The following is a 19,226-nucleotide window of genomic DNA, read 5'->3' as shown; positions in this document are numbered from 1 at the left end:
TCATGGATAAGGAATTGCAAACCCCGCGCAGCCGGCAACTCACCACCTGCGGCATCGGCCATTTTGGCGAGGGTGGCGATATTGGCATGGAAGAGCCGTTGTTCCGCGTGGTCGCCGGGCATTCGCTGGACCACGCAGTAGAGCAGGCGACCGTGGTGATGTGCGCGGTGCACAAGCTCACCGACATGGCGATGATGGAGACTGACCAGCTGCCGACCTTGCTGACGGCGATGCACTACCTCAGCGGCATGGCCAAGGCGTTGGCCCAGGATGTGAACCATGGGCTGACGGTGCGCATGCCGGGGGAATAGCGGTTGAACAAGCCGCCCGGGCGCTGTCGCCTGGGCGGCTTTGTTATTGGGGGAGGGCGCCCATGCAGTGATTGATGCTGGGTCATTGGCCCAAAGCGCTTTTGCGTTTCGCTGGTATGTAGGAGTACTCCCCGGCAACCGCTATCTTCCCCCTGGCAACGCCGCGCGCTGCACCGCCGGCGCCTGTCCCAGCCCTTTTGCACAATAGGCCCGCCATGGATGCGACCATCGAACTGAAGATCAAGAACGCCCTGCACGACCTGTTCGCGGCCGTCGGGCAACTGCAGGCGGCCTACCCGGGCAAGCCGTTCACCCTGGACGGCAGGCTGGTCGGCGATATCGGCGAGGTGGTGGCCAGCCTGGCCTACCGGCTGACCCTCAACGAGGGCCTGACCAAGCACCACGATGCAGTCTGCGAAGCCGGACGCAATGTGCAGATCAAGACCACCTTCGGCACCACCCTGACGTTTCCCGTGCACCACGTGCCGGACTATTACCTCGGCATCCGCATGAACCGGGACGGCACCTTCGAAGAGGTCTACAACGGGCCGGGCTACCTGATCCAGCAGCAACTGGCCGGGCGCAAGCCCACGCGCACGCGGCTGCATGGGGGCTTGATGGCCATGCTCAGGCGGCTCAATGGCACCGTGGCTGAGCAGGGCCGGATACCTCGGCGGTGATTGGGTAGGTTGCTTGAGCGGGCTTGTAACCCGCTGCGTCATAGTGCCGGCGCGGTACTACGGCAGCGGGGATACAGCTGGGTTCGCTGACGTTATTGGGGTTGTGGGCAGCTTACTGCCGCAGCTTTCAGGGCTTTCTCGTGGTCAACGTACTCTGTAGCGACATAAGGAACAGCAGCAGCGCTGAAATAATTATATTGACCAGCGTTCAGTTGGCTGACGTCGACTGCCCAGTCGCGTCCTGAATAATTCTTTATCAAATAATAAGAGTGGAATTGTATTTCGCTGTCTTCACCTTGGGAGGAGAATCGGTATTTCAGTTTTTCGTAGTCATCCGGGCCAAAGTCTTTGACAAGCTGAATTGCCACTGCTTTATCGGCGTCGTTGAGCGAGTATGCCGTGATTAGCTTGAGCGGCCTTTTCGCTTTTTTAAGCGCTGCTATTGGTGGTGGTAAAGGGGCGCGGCTGACCAGTCTGCCATATTCACAGTCGAACACCCATTTCCCCGTTTTTACATATTGCCCGGCATAGATTACACCGCTCATGCCCGTGTCTAGCTTGAAGGGTGTGGTGTAGTAGCTTATCCAATGATTTGCGACTGTTAGAAGTACTGCGAGAGCAGCGCCTGTAAATAATAGTCGTCGATTATTGCGGAGTAATTTCATGGCACCTTCCTGGCGTTGCGCCCGCGCGAGGCTTGCGACGTTGAACCCGTTGGTCAGGTACACGTCGCAGGAGAAGCCCCGTTGCCGCAGGGGAGTGTGGCCTTGGACGGCAAGATTTTCGAAACTTCGACTTCATTGTGGGGAAGGGCAACTCACCAGTGCAGCGCTCAAGGCTTTGGCATGATCAACGTATTCTGCAGGATTGTAAGGGCGAGCATCAGCTCTGAAACTATCGCTATTGCTCCATGAGAATTGAAGGATCTCTATGGCCCAGTCCCGCTCGGCATGATGTTTTATCAAGTAATAACTATGGACCCAAACAACGCTGCTGTCATCTTGCATGGAGAAGCGATATTGTAATTTTTCATAGTCGTCATGGGTGAGGGTGTTGATCAATTGAGCCGCTATGGCCTTTTCGCTGCCGCTTAAGGGATTGATGTTAGACGGTGCAATGGAGTATTGATTTTTTTCGAACGCTGCCATGGGCGGTGCCAAGGGGATTCGGCTGATGAGCCTGCCATTGTTACAGTCAAACACCCATTTTCCAGTTTTGACATACTGCCCAGCATACGTTGTGCCAGTCATACCGTTGTCAATTTTGAATGGTGTGATGTAGTAGCTGAGCCAACGATATCCGAACACGGAAATCACGGTGAGTGCAACGCCCAGGCATGCCAGCAATCGTTTATTTTGGAACAAATTCAAGGTGCCCTCCAGGTGTTGCCTGCGCGCGGCTCAGGCCTTTGAGCTCGTGCGCCAGGTAGGCGGCGCGGGGGATGCCCCGCTGCCGCAGAGGAACGTAGCCGCAGGCCGCAGGCTTTTCGAAGCTGCGCTTTCATTGTGGGGCAGGGCAGCTCACCACTGCCGCGCTCAGGGCTTTGGGGTGGTCAACGTATTGTGCAGCATCGTAGGGGATAGCTTCAGCAAGGAAGGAATCACTCTTGCTCCATGAGAACTGCTTTATTTCTATCACCCAGTCCCGCCCAGCATGATGCTTGATCAAATAATAATTATGTTGCCAAACAACGCTGTCGTCGTTTTGCGCGGAAAACCGATAGCGCAAGTTTTCGTAGTCGTCTGGGTGGAGGGTGTTGATCAGTTGAGTGGCTACTGCTCTATCGACGCTATTTAATGAATGTATCATTAGCGATTCAATCGGAGGCTTGATTTTCCTGAGGGCTGCCAGCGGTGGCGGTAAGGGGGTTCGGCTGATGAGCCTGCCATTGTTGCAGTCGAATACCCATTTGCTTGTTTTTACATATTGCCCGGCATAGATTACACCGCTCATGCCGGTGTCTAGCTTGAAGGGTGTGGTGTAGTAGCTTATCCAATGATTTGCGACTGTTAGAAGTACTGCGAGAGCAGCGCCTGTAAATAACAGTCGTCGATTATTGCGGAGTAATTTCATGGCACCTTCCTGGCGTTGCGCCCGCGTGAGGCTTGCGACGTTGAACCGGTTGGTCAGGTACACGTCGTAGGGGATGCCCCGTTGCCGCAGGGGAGTGTGGTCTCAGACGGCAAAATTTCCGAAGCTTCGACTTCATTGCGGGGAAGGGCAACTCACCAGTGCAGCGTTCAAGGCTTTGGCATGATCAACGTATTCTGCAGGATTATAGGGGCGAGCATCAGCTCTGAAATCATCCCTATTGCGCCATGAGAATTGAAGCATCTCTATGACCCAGTCCCGCTCGGCATGATGTTTTACCAAGTAATAACTGTGGAGCCAAACAACGCTGTTGCCGTTTTGCATAGAGAAGCGGTAGTGCAATTTTTCAAAGTCGTCATGGGTGAGGGTGCTGATCAGTTGAGCCGCTATTGCCTTTTCGCTGTTGTTTAAGGGGGTAATGTTAAACGGTTCAATGGAGTATTGATTTTTTTCGAGAGCGGCTATGGGCGGTGCCAATGGGACTCGGCTTATGAGCCTGCCATTGTTACAGTCAAACACCCATTTGCCAGTTTTGACATACTGCCCGGCATACGTTGTGCCAGTCATACCGTTGTCAATTTTGAATGGTGTGATGTAGTAGCTGAGCCAACGATATCCGAACACGGAAATCACGGTGAGTGCAACGCCCAGGCATGCCAGCAATCGTTTATTTCGCAACAAATTCAAGGTGCCCTCCCGGCGCTCCGAGCACGCTGGGGAAGCCGGTGGTGATCACCGCGCCACAACCGCACACATCCCCCACGCGCGCAGCGCCAAGGGCATTGATCTGGGTATCGGGGGAGGCCGAGGCAATCGGCGAGGCGCCGTGGCCGGGGATGGGACACACATGGGTGTCACCGAGTCGAGCGGTTGCAAGCATACCAATCCTTGGTAGATATCAAACAAAGCGCGGCATGGTAGCCGCTTGTGCTGCAGAGGGGTACCGGGGTTTGCCCGGGGATAGCTAAGGGGCAGCCCCTACGCGCTCACTGTAACCGGCTTGCCGGCGATAGGGCCCGATCAGCTAATTTGCGTCATCGCACCAATCGCCATCGCGGGGCAAGCCCGCTCCCACAGGGATCGCATGAGCCTCAGGCATTTGCTGTCCCTGTAGGAGCCGGCTTGCCGGCGATGAGGCCGGTTCAGGCAGCGCAAGACAGTTGCTCTCACAGGCGTTAAATCGCCAACTGCCAATGCCCTACCGCCAACACCCCACCCATCGCAGCACCATGCAACACAATCGGCACCAGCATCCCGCGGCTGTTCACCCGCGCAATCCCGATAATCACGCCAATCGCCATCAGCAACACCATCGCCCAAGCACTCTCGTACGGCAGCGGCAAGCTCATGTACAGCGCCGCACTGGCACCGATCGCGGCCCACTTCGACCAGCCGCCGTCCTGCCACCCCAGCACGCCCATGAAGTAATGGCGCAGCAGCAGTTCTTCGGTAATGGCGGTGAACAGCACCAGCTGCAGCACCAGGCGTTGCACCTGCCCGGGGGCCAGGCCGTCGAACAGCTGGGCCAGGTACGGCTCTGGGACCATGCCCTGGTCGCGCATCACCGCATAGCCGATACCCAGGGTCAGCGCCAGGCGCAGCAGGCCGTTGGCCAGCGGGCCGAGCACGCGCTCGCCGACGAACGCCTTGAAGATGCCGCCGCGCACATGCTGCCAGGCAAACAGCACCAGCAGCCCGCAGGCGGAGTAGGGCATGCCGGCCTGGATCATCGCCCAGGTCACCTCGCCGGGCCGGGGCAGCGCGCCGCCCTGGTAGCCGGCGGCCATGCCGCCGGCAAAGCACAAAGCCACGGCCAGCAGCAGCAGGGCCAGGCTCGCCAGGAACGACGGGCGGGCCGGGGTATCGCGGAAGGTCGGGAAGGGGGTGGCGCGCACGGTGCTGTCCTGGGCTGTGGGTGTGGCGCGCATCATGCCGTAGTGGCGTTAAGGCATCAATTGGTGGGTGGTGGTTGCGGCAACCATTGTTGCAGTGTGTCGTGCAGGCCGGCGAACAGGGCGCTGATCGTCGACTTCGGCGAGGCCAGCGTCTGCACCACCGCCTCGGGGGCGTCGGTAGCCTGTACCCGCACGCCAAATTCGGTGCTGTGGTCGTCGAGCTGGCGGGCAAAGGCGATGTAGCCGTTCTCCAGCGGGTGCACCCACTCGCCGGGCTGCACGCCGGGGTAGTGCGGGGCCTGGTGGAAATCGCTGCGCAGGGCGATCACCTGGGTCACGGCCTTGAATGCATGGCGTGTGTCGAACTCCTTTTCATCACACGTTGGGTGGGCGGCCCGCGCTCAGCGTTTGCGCAGCGCGGCGGCCACCGCCACGGTAATCACCACCGCCAGCACCACGGCCAGGGTAAAGGTGGCGGCAATGCCCAGGCGCTCCAGCAACCCGGCCACCACCAGGTAAAACGCAATCACCCCCACCGCGCCGATGGCATTGCCGCGCACCATGGCGGCCATGCCGGCGCGCCCGCCCTGCACGTGGGCGAACACCACCAGCGGCCAGGCGATCACCGGGATCGGCGCGAGCATGCCGCTGGCGGCCGGGCCCAGCCAGCTGGCCAGGCTGGTGATGACCATTAGCAGTGCAGTGGCGGATGCCATGCGCAGGGGGATCTCCCACAGACGCTGGCGCGGGCGGGCCAGGGTGTCGGGCTTGGGTTCGCGGCCGGTGGCGCGAATCAGCACGGCAATCAGCAGCAGGGCGACGCCGATCGACAGCGCCAGGGTGCCCCAGTGGGTGAAGGTGTAGGCGGCCGCGGCGTAGAACAGCAGCGCCAGCGGGGCGGCCATGGCGATGCCCAGCCGGCGGGTGCTGAACAGGTAGAAGGCATAGGTGGCCTGCACCGCAGCCAGGCCGCCGAGGGCGCCGGGCACGGCGTGCAGGGCAAAGCTGGTGCCTTGTTCCAGGCACAGGAAGGTCATCACCAGCGCCGAGGTGATCGGCAGGCCGGACAACAATCCGCCGAGCAGGCCGCCCCAGCGGCGCGAGGCCAGGGACACGGCCCACATCAGCAGGGGGGTGATGCACAGCTTGAGGTAGAAGAGGGTCATTGCCGGGGTGTCCGGGTGGTGGCAGGCGGGGGGAGTATCCGGGGTTTTGGGGGTGTTTGGGTATGGGTGGCGTGTATGAAGTGCCGCGTTAGAGCCTATGGCGCCATCGCGGGGCAAGCCCGCTCCCACGGGTGAATGTGAGGGCAGACGGCGAATTTGGCTACAAGGAATTCAGAAATGTCATACGTGTGAATGCCCGGAATCGAGGCGCGAAATCGCCGAAAATCACAACCTTTCAAACGCGAGGGGGTGATCTGATGAGTTTCAGGAAAACAGCCATGGCGATGAGGTTCATGTTGGTATTGACGGTTTTGCTGGCCGGTTGCAGCGGCCTGCCGGATCTCTATCAATACAACCATGAGCAGCGGTTCCAATGTGACATGGACCCGAACCGACAGATGTGCGCCAGCCCGCAGGATATTCGCAGGCATGTCGACCAGTAGAAACAGGGCAGGTGGGGCGATGGCACCGGCGTTGTCGGTGATCGCCGGCAAGCCGGCTCCTACAGGATTGCGCAGAGCTGTAGGAGCGGCCTTGTGTCGCGATGGGGCGCGTAGCGGCCCCAGGATCTTGGCATCCTGCAAAATCGCCGGGGCTGCTTCGCAGCCCTTTCGCGACACAAGGCCGCTCCTACAACGGGTCCATAGGCTGCAACTCCCGCTCAAACGGCAAGTCCGGCCCCACCCGTGAGCAGGTCACTGCCGCGGCGCGAATCGCATAGCTCAGCATCGCATCGATGGTATGCCGATCCAGCCCGGCCACCCCCGCCGGGCTGTCTGCCCCAAGGCGCACCAGGCAAGCCAGCACCGCCGCCTGGAAGGTATCCCCCGCGCCGACCGTATCGCGCACCGGCAACGACGCATCCGCCGGCCGCTGCCACGACCCGTGCGCGCAATGCACGCTGGCCCCATCCGCCCCATGGGTGACGAACACCAACCGGCACCGCTCGTTCAACCAGCCCCGCGCCACATCTCCGGCATCGCGCCCGGGGTACAGCAACGCCAGGTCTTCCTCGCTGGCCTTGATCAGGTGCGCATGCCCGGCAAACGCCTCCACCTGCCGGCGCCACAGCGCCACATCCGGCTGCGGGTTCAGGCGCACGTTCGGGTCCAGGCTGATCAGCCGTCGCTCCCGCTCGCGCTGCACCAACGCCAGCAAGGCCTCGGCCACAGGCGTGACCACCAAGGTGTAGGAGCCGACATGCAGCCCGCGCACGCTGTCATCCAGCACGGGCAAATGTTCCAAGCGCACCTGTCGGTCGGCACAGCCGTCCCCGCGAAACTGGTACTGCGCCGAGCCATTCGCATCCAGCCCGACCATGGCCAGCGTGGTCGGTGCATCGCTGGTCACCACATGGCGGCAGTCCACCTGTTCTTCCTCCAGCACCCGCCGCAAGCGAGCGCCGAGGTAGTCACTGGACAGCCCGCCGAACAACGCCGCCTCCACCCCGAGCCGGCGCAAACCGACCGCCACGTTGAACGGCGACCCGCCGGCTATCGCGGTAAACCCCAGCTCGCCGCTGCGGCTGCTGGTGGCCTGGCTGAACACATCGAACAGGGCCTCGCCACACACCAGGTACATGCTGTTCCCCTCTTTAAAAGTTGCGCCCGGCGCTCAGTGCGCGGGCAAGTGGTCACGATAGCGCTGGTAGGCAAGCGCGTAGGCGGCTTGGCGCGCCGGGTGGGGCAGGGTGCGGGTGCTTTCGTCCAGCGCTACGCAGCGCTGGCATAGCACATCAAGGCTGTCGCCCCGGCCGAACTGGCGGCCCAGGCTCCACGCCGCCTGTATCGCCGCCCCCAGTGCCGCGGCCTCGGTCTGCTGCGGGCACACCAGCGGCACACCGAGCAAATCGGCCAGCACCTGGCGCCACAACGGGCTTTTCGCCGCGCCGCCCACCAGGCGTATTTCGCTGCCTTGCAGCCCGCTCGCGCGCAGCAGGTCGAGGCCGTAGCGCAGGCTGAAGCAGGTGCCTTCCAGCACCGCCCGGCACAGGTTGGCACGGGTCAGGTTGGCGCTGGTCATGCCGTGCAGGCTGGCGCTGGCAGCGGGCAGCGCCGGCACCCGTTCACCGTCGAAGAACGGCAGCATCAGCAAGCCGTCAGCGCCGATCGGCGCCTGGGCGGCGAGGGCGGTGAACTGCTCCAGGTCCAGTTCCAGCAGGTCGCGCACCAGGGCGCAGGCACTGGTGAGGTTCATGGTGCAAATCAGCGGCAGCCAGCCACCGCTGGAGGCACAGAAGGTCGCCACCTCGCCCTGGGCGCTCACCTGGGGTTGCTCGGCATAGGCGGCCAGGGTGCCGGAGGTGCCCAGGCTCAGGGTGATCATGCCGGGGGCGATATTGCCAGTGCCAATGGCGCCGAGCATGTTGTCGCCGCCACCACTGGCCACCCACGCCTGCGGGTTCAAGCCCAGTGCGGCGGCAGCCTCCTGGCGCAAACTGCCGATGCATGCGCCGGGCTCCACCAGCTCGGGCAGCGCCGCGACCAGGCGCTCGCCGGGTTCGATGCGCTGCAGCACATCGGCCGCCCAGGTGCGCCGGCGCACGTCGTAGTAGCCGGTGCCGGAGGCATCGCCGGGCTCGCTGCAGGCGCGGCCGGTGAGCCAGTAATTGAGGTAGTCGTGGGGCAGCAGAATGTGCGCCAGGCGGGCGAACAGGTCGGGGTGCTGGCGCTGGGTCCACAGCAACTTCGACAGGGTGTAGCCCGGCGCGATCACCAGCCCCAGGCGTTCCAGCGAACCCTGCGCACCGCCGAGGGCCGCGAGCAGCTCGTTGTTTTCGGCCACGGTCTCGGTGTCGCACCACAGCTTGGCCGGGCGCAGCACCTGGCCCTGGGCGTCGAGCAGCACCAGCCCGTGCTGCTGGCCGGACACCGCCAACCCGCGGATCGCCTGGCCGCAGACGCCGGCCGAGCGCAGTGCCTCGGCCACCGCTACCTGCAGCGCCGCCAACCAGTCCGCCGGGTCCTGCTCGCGCCGGCCATCGCGCCCTTGCGGCGGCGCGTGGGCGGCGCTGCCCAGGCCCAGCACCTGGCCGCTGCCAGCGTCCAGCACCAGGGCCTTGGTGCCCTGGGTGCCGCAGTCGATACCAACAAACAGTCCGTCCATTGCTGCGGGCTCCGGGTCAGTCGCCGAGCATACGGCGCAGGGTTTCGCTCACGCCGTGTTCGCGCAGGCTGTCGTACTGCTGCTCGAAGGCGCTGACAAAGGCCCGGCTCGCCGGGATCAGTGTGCCGAAAATCGCCTCGTCGCCCAGCACCCGGGCGGCCAGGCCATCGCGCTGCACCACCCGCGCCTGGCAGTCGGCGGCGCGTGGGTCGGGGATGGCGTACTTGCTGCCATTTTCATCCACACCGCGCAGGTACAGGGCCCAGGCCGCCACCACCAGCGCCACCCGTTCCAGCGGCTGGCCGTCGGCGATCAGGCGGTTGGCGGTGGGCACGATGAACTTGGGGAACTTCGACGAGCCGTCCGAGCACACCCGCTCCAGCTGGTCGGCGATGGCGCGGTTGGCAAAGCGCTCGCTCAGGCTGTCCTTGTAGCGGGCCAGGTCGATGCCCGGCACCGGGGCCAGTTGCGGGGTGACGTCCAAATCCATGAACGCGCGCATGTAGCGGTGCAGCAGCGGGTCGGCCAGGGTTTCGTGGACGAAGCGGTAGCCCTGCAAAAAGCCCAGGTAGGTCAGCGCCAGGTGGCTGCCGTTAAGCAGCTTGATTTTCATCGCCTCGTAGGGCGTGACGTCGTCGGTAAACTGCACGCCCACCTTCTCCCAGGCCGGGCGCCCGGCGACGAACTTGTCTTCCACCACCCACTGCAAAAACGGCTCGCACACCACCGGCCAGGCATCGTCGATGCCGTGGCGCTCAAGCAGTTGCTGGCGGTGCGCCGCGCTGGTCATCGGGGTGATGCGGTCGACCATGGCATTGGGGAAGCTGACGTTACTGTCGACCCAGCGGGCAAGCTGCGGGTCCAGCAGTTGGGCGAAGGCCAGCAGCGCCTTGCGCGCCACCGCGCCGTTGTGCGGCAGGTTATCGCAGGACATCACCGTGAACGGCCCGCTGCCGGCCTCACGGCGCCGGCGCAGGGCTTCGCACAAATAGCCGAACACGCTGCGCGGGGTGCGCGGGTTGGCCAGGTCGTGCTGGATCAGCGGCAGGTCGGCGCGAAACTCGCCGCTGCTGTCATCGATGCAGTAACCGCCTTCGGTGATGGTCAGCGAGACGATACGGATGCCGGGCTCGGCCAGTTTCTGCAGCAGCGCCTCGGCGCCGTCCTCGGCCAGCAGCATGCCGTTGAGCGCGCCGACCACCCGCACTTCGGTGCCGGGCCCGTCGCCCAGCTCGTACAGGGTGTACAGGTAGCCTTGCCCGGCCAGGGCATCGCGCATGGCGCGGTCCTCGCTGCGCAGGCCGGCGCCGCAGATGGCCCAGTCCAGGCCCTCGCCGCAGTTCATCAGGGCGTCGGTGTAGGCGGCCTGGTGAGCGCGGTGAAAACCACCAACGCCAATGTGCACGATGCCCTGGCGCAGTTGCGCCGGGTCGTAGGTGGGGCGGGCGATGCCGGCCGGCAGTTGCCCGAGGGTGTGCGGGTTCAGTTTCATCCTGGGGTCCTTAGGCTACGTGCTGCAGTCGTTTGTCGAGGGCCTGGCCGTTGCTGTCGAACAGGTGGCAGTGCAGGGGGTCGAAGCCCAGTTGCAAGCCTTCGCCAAAGCCCGGGGCGAAGTCGCCGCGTACCCGCACGGTGAGCATCTCTCCACTTGCGGCGCGCACGTGGCAGTAAGTGTCGCTGCCCAGCCGCTCGCTCACGTCGGCGGTCACCTGCAGCGGGCCCTGGCCGATCTCCAGGTGTTCGGGGCGGATACCCAGGGTCACCTGGCTGCCGGTGGCCAGTTCGCCTGCGCACAGCGGCAAGGCGATGCGCGCGCCGCACTCCAGGGCCACCTCGCACTGGCTGCCCTGGTTGCGGCTCAGGTGCCCGCGCAGCAGGGCCATTTTCGGCGTACCCAGAAAGCCCGCCACAAACAGGTTGGCCGGGTGGTGGTAAAGCTCCAGCGGCGAGCCCACCTGCTCGATGCGCCCGCCGTTGAGCACCACCACCTTGTCGGCCAGGGTCATCGCTTCGACCTGGTCGTGGGTCACGTAGATCATGGTCGCGGCCAGCTCCTGGTGCAGGCGCGCCAGCTCCAGGCGCATCTGCACGCGCAGGGCGGCGTCGAGGTTGGACAGCGGCTCGTCGAACAGGAAGATTTTCGGGTTGCGCACGATCGCCCGGCCAATCGCCACCCGCTGGCGCTGGCCACCAGACAACTGGCGCGGCTTGCGTTCCAGCAGCGGTTGCAGCTCAAGAATGCGCGCGGCGTTGTCCACCTTGCTGGCTACTTCCTGCCTGGCCACGCCGGCCAGGTCCAGGGCAAACGACAGGTTCTTGCGCACGGTCATGTGCGGGTACAGGGCGTAGGTCTGGAACACCATGGCCAGGTCGCGCTTGGCCGGGGCGGTGTCGGTGATGTCGGCGCCGTCCAGGGTGATCTGGCCGCTGCTCACCTCTTCAAGCCCGGCGATCAGCCGCAAGAGGGTGGACTTGCCGCAGCCCGAGGGGCCGACGAACACCACGAGCTCACGGTCGCGTACGTCCAGGTCGATACCCTTGATGATGGCGTGGCCATCGAAGCCTTTGTGCAGGTTGCGGATTTTCAGGTCAGCCATGTTGGGTGTCCTTTTTTGGGGCAGGAGGTTGCTGCGCGAATGCCGGGACCGCTGTGCGGTCCTTTCGCGACACAAGGCCGCTTCCCACAGGGAATCGCGCACGTCTTCAGTTGTTGAGCAAGGCAGTTGTTTCCGCCCATCTGTGGGAGCGGCCTTGTGTCGCGATTGGGCTGCGCAGCAGCCCCCGCTATCGCACAAATGCCCCCGTTCATTTCACCGCCCCGAACGACAGCCCACGCACCAGCTGCTTCTGGCTGACCCAGCCAAAAATCAGTATCGGCGCGCAGGCCAGGGTCGACACGGCCGAGAGCTTGGCCCAGAACAGCCCTTCGGGGCTCGAGTAAGAGGCCACCAACGCCGTCAACGGCGCCGCAGCCGACGAGGTCAAGTTCAGCGACCAGAACGCCTCGTTCCAGCACAGAATCAACGACAGCAACAAGGTCGAGGCCAGCCCGCCACGGGCAATCGGCAGCAGCACCCGCACGATCTCCTGCCAGGTGCCAGCCCCGTCCAGCCGCGCAGCTTCCAGGATGTCCACCGGGATGTCCTTGAAGTAGGTGTACACCATCCACACCACGATCGGCAGGTTCACCAGGGTGTACACGATGATCAGCGCCAGGCGCGAATCCAGCAGGCCGAACTGCTTGGCCAGCAGGTAGATCGGCATCAACACCCCCACCGGCGGCAGCATCTTGGTCGACAGCATCCACAGCAGCGTGCGCTTGGTGTGGCGGCTTTCGAAAAACGCCATGGAATACGCCGCCGGCACCGCGATCAGCAGGCACAGCAAGGTTGCCGAGAACGAGATGAACACCGAGTTCCAGGCATAGGCGAAGTAGTCGCTGCGCTCGTTGATGTGCAGGTAGTTTTCCAGGGTTGGCACAAAGATGAACTGCGGCGGCGTGGCAAAGGCGTCCAGCTCGGTCTTGAAGCTGGTCAGCAGCATCCACAGGATCGGGAAGAACATCACCAGGGCGATGCCCCAGCACAACAGGCCCAGCAGCGTGTTGTGCAGCCGGCGGGTTTGCTTGAGTGTCGGCATGGCGGGCTCCTCAGCTGCGCTCGGTCAGGTTCTTGCCGATCATGCGCACCAGCACGATGGCGGCGATGTTGGCGATCAGCACGGCAATCAGCCCGCCCGCCGAGGCCATGCCCACGTCGAACTGCAGCAGTGCCTGGTTGTAGATCAGGTAGGCCAGGTTGGTGGACTCGAAACCCGGGCCGCCGCTGGTGGTGGTGAAAATCTCGGCGAACACCGACAGCAAGAAGATGGTCTCGATCATCACCACCACGGCAATCGGCCTGGCCAGGTGTGGCAGGGTCAGGTGCCAGAAGATCGCCAGGGGCCCGGCGCCATCCAGCCGCGCGGCTTCTTTTTGTTCCTGGTCCAGCGACTGCATGGCGGTCATCAGAATCAGGATGGCGAACGGCAGCCATTGCCACGACACGATCAGGATGATCGACAGCAGCGGGTGGTGCGCCAGCCAGTCCACCGGTTGCGCGCCGAACAGCCGCCACAGCGCGGCGAGGATGCCCGACACCGGGTGCAATATCAGGTTCTTCCACAGCAGCGCGCTGACCGTGGGCATGATGAAAAACGGCGAAATCAGCAGCACCCGCACCACGCCCCGGCCCCAGAACTCGCCGGCCTCGAGCAACGCGGCAATCAGCACCCCCAGCACCACGCTGATGGCCAGCACGCTGCCCACCAGCACCAATGTGTTGAGTGCACCGGGCATGAACCCCGGGTCGGTGACGAAGAAGCTGAAGTTCTCCAGCCCGACGAATTCGTTCTCGCCGGGGTACAGCAGGTTGTAGCGGATCAGCGAGAAATACAGGGTCATGCCCAGGGGCACGATCATCCACAACAGCAGCAGCGCCACCGAAGGGCTGACCAGAAACCAGCCAGGGCCGACGCGGCGTTTGCCGGGGCGTGCGCGGGCCTGGCTCGGGGTGTCGAGGGCCGTAGTGTTCATGGCGACTCCGATGTGATCAGTGCGGCGAAATGCGCCACGCCGGGTCAGGGCGTGGCGGGGTTTGGCTGCGGGCTACTTGGGGTAGCCGGCGCGCTTCATCTCGCGGGCGGTGGACTGCTGCGCGGCGGCCAGCGCCTGCTCCACGTCCATCTGCCCGGTGAGGGCGGCGGCGAACAGCTTGCCCACCTGGGTGCCGATGGCCTGGAACTCGGGGATGGTCACCAGCTGGATGCCCACATAGGGCACGGGCTTGAGGGTGGGGTGCTTGGGGTCCACGCGCTTGAGCGACTCAAGCGTCACCTTGGCAAACGGCGCGGCGGCCAGGTAGGCGTCGCTGTAGGTGGAGGCGCGGGTGCCCGGCGGCACGTTGGCCACGCCTTCTTTTTCGGCCACCAACTTGCCGTAGGCCTCGGAGGTGGCCCAGGTGCTGAAGGCTTTGGCGGCGTCCTTGTGCTTGGCGCTGGTGGGGATCGCCAGCGCCCAGGAGTACAGCCACGAAGCGCCCTTGTCGGTGACTTCCTTGGGCGCGAAGGTGAAGCCCACCTGGTCGGCCACCTTGCTCTGGCTCTTGTCGGTGACGAACGAGCCGGCCACGCTGGCATCCACCCACATCGCGCACTTGCCGCTGTTGAACAGCGCCAGGTTTTCGTTGAAGCCGTTGCTCGAGGCGCCGGGCGGGCCGTACTGGGTCATGGTGGCGACATAGAAGTCCAGGGCCTTGCGCCACTCGCTGGTGTCGAACTGCGGCTGCCATTTTTCATCGAACCAGCGCGCGCCGAAGGCGTTGGCCAGGGTGCCGATCAGCGCCATGTTCTCGCCCCAGCCGGCCTTGCCGCGCAGGCATATACCGTACTGGCCCTGGTCGGGGTGGTTGAGCTTGGCGGCGTATTCGGCCAGTTGGGTCCAGGTCGGCTGCTCGGGCATGCTCAGCCCGGCCTTGGCGAACAGGTCCTTGCGGTAATAGGTGATCGAGGCTTCGGCGTAGAAGGGCAGGGCGTACAGGGTGCCATTGGCAGAAAGGCCTTCGCGCACCGAGGGGAATACGTCGTCGAGGTTGTAGTCGACGGGCAGTTCGGTCATCGGCGCCAGCCAGCCCTTGGCGCCCCACAGCGCGGCTTCGTACATGCCGATGGTCAGCACGTCGAACTGCCCGCCCTGGGTGGCGATGTCGGTGGTCAGGCGCTGGCGCAGCACGTTTTCTTCCAGTACCACCCACTTCAGGCTGATGTCCGGGTGCTGCTGTTCGAACACCTTGGCCAGGCGCTGCATGCGGATCATGTCGTTGTTGTTGACCGTGGCGATGGTCAGGGTTTCGGCGGCCTGGGCGCTCAGCGCCAGGCCCAGGCAAGTGGCGGCCACACAGGCCTTGATCGAGTCGTTCATCATGAACTCCCTTACCGGGCCGGGGGTGACGGCACGGAAGACATTATTGTTTTTGTGTCGCTCGCTACCGATTACAACCTTGTAGGACGCAGCCCACAAAGCCTTGCCTGCACATAGGCTGATACTTTTTTGCAGCGACGCGATCTCTGTGGGAGCGGGCTTGCCCGCGATACCGGCGCAGCCGGTGCCATCCATCGCGGGGCAAGCCCGCTCCCACGCCATCACCCCAATTCCGGCGATTCAACAGAAACCCGCTGCCTCAAACCCGGTTCTGCTCGGTCAACCGCTGCGTCACCAGGCTGCGGTAATTCGAAGGCGTCATTCCCTTCAACTGCTGAAACCGCCGGTTGAAGTTGGACAAGTTGCTGAACCCCGATTCAAAGCACACCTCGGTCACCGGCAGCTCACCCTTGGCCAGCAGCTCGCACGACTTGCTCACCCGCAGCCGGTTGACGAACTCGACAAAGCCGCGCCCGGCGGCCTGCTTGAAAAATCGCGAAAAGTACGTGGTGGTCATGCCCAGGTGCTCGGCCACTTCGTGCTGGGTGAGGTCTTGGGCGTAGTGCTGGAAGATGTAGTCCACCGCCCGGTTGATGCGCTCGACGTTGAGCTCGTCGGCCAGTTGCGAGGAGGTGACGGTGGACAGCAGCTGGTAATCCTCGCAGGCGGCCAGCTGTTCCATCAGGATAAAAAAGTATCCCAGCCGAGTCATGCCGCGGCTGTCGGCGATGCGCTGCAGCAGCTGGCGGCTGTCGCGGATCAGCGCCGGGTCGCGAAACTCGATGCCATAGCGCGCCCGGGCCAGCAGCGGGGCCAGTTGGTGCAGTTCGGAGAACACCTGGCTGCCGTCCTCGAGCACCTCGTCGGTGAAGTTGACCAGCATGTCGCGCTTGCCCACCACCTCGTTCGGCGCCAGCTGGCTGATCCAGTTGTGCGGCAGGTTCGGCCCGGTCAGAAACAACGTGTCGGGGGCGAAGTTGCCGATGTAGTCACCGATGAACACCTTGCCGGCACTGGCGACGATCAGGTGCAGCTCGTACTCCTTGTGAAAGTGCCAGCGCACCAGCGGGCTGGGGAAGCCGTGCTGGCGGTAGATCAGCGAATGGCCTTCATGGTCGTCCATCAACTCGTAGGACGGGTCGGTGGCTGTGCGCGTTCTGGGCATGGCGGCGGCGGGCTCCAAATGACCAGCCGTCATCCTAGCCCAAGCGGCAAGGCTGTGCTGATTCAGGTATCAAGGCCATGCGCTCCCTGTAGGAGCGGCCTTGTGTCGCGATGGGGCGCGAAGCGGCCCCAGAATCTCGGATTCATGCAAGATCGTCGGGGCCGCTTTGCGGCCCATCGCGACACTAGGCCGCTCCTACAAGGGACAGCTGCGCTTACCAAGCCCACCCAACCAGCCCAATCTTGAAGGACGTTTCCCACACAAACGTAGTCCATTTCCCAAAGGCCCCATTTCCCCGCCAGCCCCGTTGTAACCACCGTCGCAACAGTTTTAGTCTCGCCCTGCTCGCCGCCCCCGGCGCCCAAACCATCCGGCCAACTGGCAAAAAAGGGGCTGCACAGGGACCGTGCGGTCAGGCCTCGAGGCTTGGGTTGGCAAAGGGCGGCGAGCTCCAACTTCTCTCAACCGGCCAGGCCAGCCTTGGCCGGTAGCGCACACAACTCACAGGGGGTAGGCCATGGGCAATGACGATCAGTCGAAGGGCGAAGGCGGGCAGGGCATCGTGAGCCTGGTGCAATACGCCGGCAAGCGCGGCCCCCGCGATTGGGTACAGGCCATACCCGGCCTGCCCATCAAGGAGGTGCTGGAAGAAACCTCGATCATGCTGGGCTGCATCAGCACACTCACCCGCCAGGCGCTGCAAAAGCCCAGCGAAGCCAAGACTCTGATGCGCGCCACCTACTACCTCAGCGGCATGGCCAAGGCGATGATCCAGGGGCAATTGCCTGTGGTGCAGGGCAAAGACGAGCGCTGAACTGCTGCTGCAACACCCTTTAAACCGCCTTCGGGTTACCGAAGGCGGTTTTTTTATGCCCGAGTTTTAGTGCTGGGCATGTTCGGCGGCCATTGTCTGTCGTACTTGGTTACTTTTGATGTGCGTATTTTCGGAAGTGTCCGACATACAAGCTTTGTTCAAAGCATTAAGTTGCGAACTTTCTGACAGGGAGTTCGTAGCATGGCTTATCACGGATACATGACCCTCAAAGGCAATCGCCAAGGCCTTATTTCTCCAGTGAAGATTCCATCGGCAACAAGTGCCAGCTCAATCATCGGGACGAAATTGTGGTGCTGTCGTTCAACCACAACGTTGCAAACCCCACCAATGGATTACGCGGTGTTCACCAACCCGTGATGATCACCAAGCCCATCGACAAGTCCACCCCCTTGCTGGCCCAGGCCGTGGATGGCCGCGAAGTGATCGACTGCGATATCCACCTGTACCGCACTCACTCGGCCGGCCACCGGGAAAAGTACTTCACGGTCAAGCTTGGCGGCGCCTTGATCGTGTCGCAGGAGCTGGATGTGCCCCATGCTGTACCGCTAACTGACCAGGATGCGGAAGAGCGCCTGTTCATCAGCTATCGCACCATCAGCTGGATCCACCATGCCGCCAGCACCAGCGGCCATGCGTCCTGGGGGGAGCAGCCATGAAGGCATACGGCGACCGGCTGGACGAGGCGTACTGGGAGGTCAATGCAGCGGCCGCCCGGCTTATCAGCTATGGCTGCGGGCTGAGTGCCAGGCATTTGAAGGATCGGCGGTTGCGGATGCAGTTCAATCGTGAACTGGCTTATTACGCGCGGCGGGTTCTGGATGATGTGTCGGAGCGTAAGTTAAGTGCTGGTGATGCATTGATCGAACTACGGAACGAGCGAGATCGCTTATATGCACAGTCGAAACGCATTCTTTATCAGTCTTTTGGGGTGATTGGAGGTGTGGGCCAAATGGTAACCGGTGCGGGGATCTGTTATGGATCATTGGGTTGGGCATGTGGGCTCGCAGGGGCGCCGTTGATGGCGCACGGCGGGAACAATATATATGAGAACGTTCGTGGGTTGTACGAAGGGCGGAGTGATGTGAGTGGCCCGGTCAAAAAAGTTTATCAAGGCGCTGCCAAGGCGGTCGGGTATACCGAACGAGAAGGTACAGCAGCCTACTTGGCGAGCGATATAACCATGTCAGTAGGTGCCTTGTTTCGGAACGTGCCTAAGGTCGGGGCTTGGAAGCTTTTCAAATATAACAAGATGGATAAGGAGATTGCGGTTAGGCAGATGAGCAATTTTTCGCTCTATGTCGAAATGGGCGTGAATTGGATAAGTGCTCAGCAGCTTGTGGAAACGTTGGATGATGAGTCTCGTTGAGTTTGTGTTGTTTGTTGTGGGTGATGTTGCTGTTACGTTGTTTTTGAGAAGGTTTTTTTTCTTCAAAGGCTGCGGTGGGTTCCGAGCCTTTCTCTTGAAAATCTTTACGATTGTGATGGTGGTGGTTTATGTTACCATCATCGGGGGAGGGGGCGTGATTTCTGTGGCGTTAAATAATGGGGGTGGTTATGTCCAGGAGTTGGTCGTTGTGCATGGGGGCTCATTTGTAATGGTCTTGTTTCACGCTTGGATAGCAGCTTATCGATGAATAAAGCGTGATTCAGGAGCTATGGGCATAACCTCAAGTTGCTATGCGGGTCATTGTTTGTAAAGAGGCTGGTAAGTGAGTGCTTTGCTATTTTTGTTGTTTGCCCTTGCTGATCTCTTTGTCATGCTTTTCTTAAGGAAATACTTTTTCATGGATGGTGGAGGCGTAGTGCGGTATATGACTGCCTACGCTTTTGCCCTTGGGATGGGGTTGGTTTACATGGGGGTGATAAGAGGTAATGGGGTGATTTATGTTGATTTTGAGCGCAGTGATTCCGTTTATTTGGATTTGTTTCTTGTTCATGGTGTTGCGGTTGTGATGATTTACTTGCATGCATGGGCAACGCCTTCGCGATGGAAATAGCTTACAGTTTCGTCATTTTGAGGTG

23 protein-coding genes and 1 pseudogene are annotated in these 19,226 nt (G+C 62.3%); 7 read left to right on the top strand and 17 right to left on the bottom strand.

The window, feature by feature from the left end; translation table 11 throughout:
* Nucleotides 1–2 precede the first annotated feature (2 nt).
* Both ACI2KK_RS12720 and ACI2KK_RS12715 read left to right on the top strand, forming a co-directional pair.
* The gene (locus tag ACI2KK_RS12720) at nt 3–311 is read left to right on the top strand and encodes a DUF3077 domain-containing protein (RefSeq protein WP_217839291.1); all 309 of its coding nucleotides are present in this window, start codon (nt 3–5) and stop codon (nt 309–311) included.
* A gap of 215 nt (nt 312–526) precedes the next feature.
* Complete coding sequence (locus ACI2KK_RS12715; RefSeq protein WP_404669169.1) at nt 527–991, top strand: DUF6998 domain-containing protein; 465 nt, start codon at nt 527–529, stop codon at nt 989–991.
* A gap of 92 nt (nt 992–1,083) precedes the next feature.
* Here ACI2KK_RS12715 and ACI2KK_RS12710 read toward each other — a convergent pair whose 3' ends face one another.
* The 17 genes and pseudogenes from ACI2KK_RS12710 to ACI2KK_RS12630 all read right to left on the bottom strand — a co-directional run bounded on the left by ACI2KK_RS12710 (nt 1,084) and on the right by ACI2KK_RS12630 (nt 16,369).
* Nucleotides 1,084–1,656, bottom strand: coding sequence for a hypothetical protein (locus ACI2KK_RS12710; protein ID WP_404669168.1), 573 nt, complete (start codon nt 1,654–1,656; stop codon nt 1,084–1,086).
* Nucleotides 1,657–1,788: 132 nt separating this feature from the next.
* Complete coding sequence (locus ACI2KK_RS12705; protein ID WP_404669167.1) at nt 1,789–2,361, bottom strand: hypothetical protein; 573 nt, start codon at nt 2,359–2,361, stop codon at nt 1,789–1,791.
* A 130-nt stretch (nt 2,362–2,491) separates the two neighbouring features.
* Nucleotides 2,492–3,064 (bottom strand): hypothetical protein, encoded by a 573-nt coding sequence (locus ACI2KK_RS12700; RefSeq protein ID WP_404669166.1) that lies wholly within the window; start codon nt 3,062–3,064, stop codon nt 2,492–2,494.
* A 132-nt stretch (nt 3,065–3,196) separates the two neighbouring features.
* The gene (locus tag ACI2KK_RS12695; protein ID WP_404669165.1) at nt 3,197–3,769 is read right to left on the bottom strand and encodes a hypothetical protein; all 573 of its coding nucleotides are present in this window, start codon (nt 3,767–3,769) and stop codon (nt 3,197–3,199) included.
* A pseudogene (locus ACI2KK_RS12690) lies at nt 3,768–3,962 on the bottom strand (PAAR domain-containing protein); the annotation flags it as partial. The gene ACI2KK_RS12695 and the pseudogene ACI2KK_RS12690, both read right to left, overlap by 2 nt.
* A gap of 295 nt (nt 3,963–4,257) precedes the next feature.
* Nucleotides 4,258–4,977 carry a lysostaphin resistance A-like protein gene (locus tag ACI2KK_RS12685; RefSeq protein ID WP_404669164.1) on the bottom strand — a complete coding sequence of 240 codons (720 nt, stop codon included), beginning with the start codon at nt 4,975–4,977 and terminating at the stop codon, nt 4,258–4,260.
* A gap of 56 nt (nt 4,978–5,033) precedes the next feature.
* Nucleotides 5,034–5,315, bottom strand: a complete 282-nt coding sequence (locus ACI2KK_RS12680) for a hypothetical protein (protein WP_404669163.1) — start codon at nt 5,313–5,315, stop codon at nt 5,034–5,036.
* A gap of 63 nt (nt 5,316–5,378) precedes the next feature.
* A complete protein-coding gene (locus ACI2KK_RS12675; RefSeq protein ID WP_404669162.1) occupies nt 5,379–6,143 on the bottom strand; it encodes a hypothetical protein in 765 nt (254 codons plus the stop codon).
* Nucleotides 6,144–6,238: 95 nt separating this feature from the next.
* Nucleotides 6,239–6,637 (bottom strand): hypothetical protein, encoded by a 399-nt coding sequence (locus ACI2KK_RS12670; protein ID WP_404669161.1) that lies wholly within the window; start codon nt 6,635–6,637, stop codon nt 6,239–6,241.
* A gap of 136 nt (nt 6,638–6,773) precedes the next feature.
* A complete protein-coding gene (locus ACI2KK_RS12665; RefSeq protein WP_404669160.1) occupies nt 6,774–7,724 on the bottom strand; it encodes a carbohydrate kinase in 951 nt (316 codons plus the stop codon).
* Between the two features lie 33 nt (nt 7,725–7,757).
* Nucleotides 7,758–9,248, bottom strand: coding sequence for a xylulokinase (gene xylB / locus ACI2KK_RS12660; RefSeq protein ID WP_404669159.1), 1,491 nt, complete (start codon nt 9,246–9,248; stop codon nt 7,758–7,760).
* A 16-nt stretch (nt 9,249–9,264) separates the two neighbouring features.
* A complete protein-coding gene (locus tag ACI2KK_RS12655) occupies nt 9,265–10,740 on the bottom strand; it encodes a mannitol dehydrogenase family protein (protein ID WP_404669158.1) in 1,476 nt (491 codons plus the stop codon).
* Between the two features lie 10 nt (nt 10,741–10,750).
* The gene (locus ACI2KK_RS12650; RefSeq protein ID WP_404669157.1) at nt 10,751–11,845 is read right to left on the bottom strand and encodes an ABC transporter ATP-binding protein; all 1,095 of its coding nucleotides are present in this window, start codon (nt 11,843–11,845) and stop codon (nt 10,751–10,753) included.
* A gap of 208 nt (nt 11,846–12,053) precedes the next feature.
* Nucleotides 12,054–12,887 carry a carbohydrate ABC transporter permease gene (locus tag ACI2KK_RS12645; protein WP_217839280.1) on the bottom strand — a complete coding sequence of 278 codons (834 nt, stop codon included), beginning with the start codon at nt 12,885–12,887 and terminating at the stop codon, nt 12,054–12,056.
* 10 nt (nt 12,888–12,897) lie between these two features.
* Nucleotides 12,898–13,821, bottom strand: a complete 924-nt coding sequence (locus tag ACI2KK_RS12640; RefSeq protein ID WP_404669156.1) for a carbohydrate ABC transporter permease — start codon at nt 13,819–13,821, stop codon at nt 12,898–12,900.
* Between the two features lie 72 nt (nt 13,822–13,893).
* The gene (locus tag ACI2KK_RS12635) at nt 13,894–15,204 is read right to left on the bottom strand and encodes an ABC transporter substrate-binding protein (RefSeq protein WP_404669155.1); all 1,311 of its coding nucleotides are present in this window, start codon (nt 15,202–15,204) and stop codon (nt 13,894–13,896) included.
* A gap of 259 nt (nt 15,205–15,463) precedes the next feature.
* Complete coding sequence (locus tag ACI2KK_RS12630; RefSeq protein WP_369987073.1) at nt 15,464–16,369, bottom strand: helix-turn-helix domain-containing protein; 906 nt, start codon at nt 16,367–16,369, stop codon at nt 15,464–15,466.
* A 517-nt stretch (nt 16,370–16,886) separates the two neighbouring features.
* Here ACI2KK_RS12630 and ACI2KK_RS12625 point away from each other — a divergent pair.
* The 5 genes from ACI2KK_RS12625 to ACI2KK_RS12605 all read left to right on the top strand — a co-directional run bounded on the left by ACI2KK_RS12625 (nt 16,887) and on the right by ACI2KK_RS12605 (nt 19,201).
* A complete protein-coding gene (locus ACI2KK_RS12625) occupies nt 16,887–17,183 on the top strand; it encodes a DUF3077 domain-containing protein (RefSeq protein WP_404669154.1) in 297 nt (98 codons plus the stop codon).
* Between the two features lie 308 nt (nt 17,184–17,491).
* Nucleotides 17,492–17,860, top strand: a complete 369-nt coding sequence (gene tssD, locus ACI2KK_RS12620) for a type VI secretion system tube protein TssD (RefSeq protein WP_404669153.1) — start codon at nt 17,492–17,494, stop codon at nt 17,858–17,860.
* Nucleotides 17,857–18,570 (top strand): DUF4225 domain-containing protein, encoded by a 714-nt coding sequence (locus ACI2KK_RS12615; RefSeq protein ID WP_217839274.1) that lies wholly within the window; start codon nt 17,857–17,859, stop codon nt 18,568–18,570. Before tssD ends, ACI2KK_RS12615 begins: the two co-directional genes overlap by 4 nt.
* Complete coding sequence (locus tag ACI2KK_RS12610) at nt 18,554–18,838, top strand: hypothetical protein (RefSeq protein WP_404669152.1); 285 nt, start codon at nt 18,554–18,556, stop codon at nt 18,836–18,838. Before ACI2KK_RS12615 ends, ACI2KK_RS12610 begins: the two co-directional genes overlap by 17 nt.
* A gap of 75 nt (nt 18,839–18,913) precedes the next feature.
* Nucleotides 18,914–19,201, top strand: a complete 288-nt coding sequence (locus ACI2KK_RS12605) for a hypothetical protein (protein ID WP_217839272.1) — start codon at nt 18,914–18,916, stop codon at nt 19,199–19,201.
* The last annotated feature ends 25 nt before the right edge of the window (nt 19,202–19,226 follow it).

Origin of the sequence: Pseudomonas sp. NPDC089406, from assembly GCF_044900265.1 — a bacterium.
Classification (GTDB): domain Bacteria; phylum Pseudomonadota; class Gammaproteobacteria; order Pseudomonadales; family Pseudomonadaceae; genus Aquipseudomonas; species Aquipseudomonas fakonensis.
The sequence above is the reverse complement of the archived record's forward strand: the minus strand, read 5'-3'. Positions and strand labels throughout refer to the sequence as shown.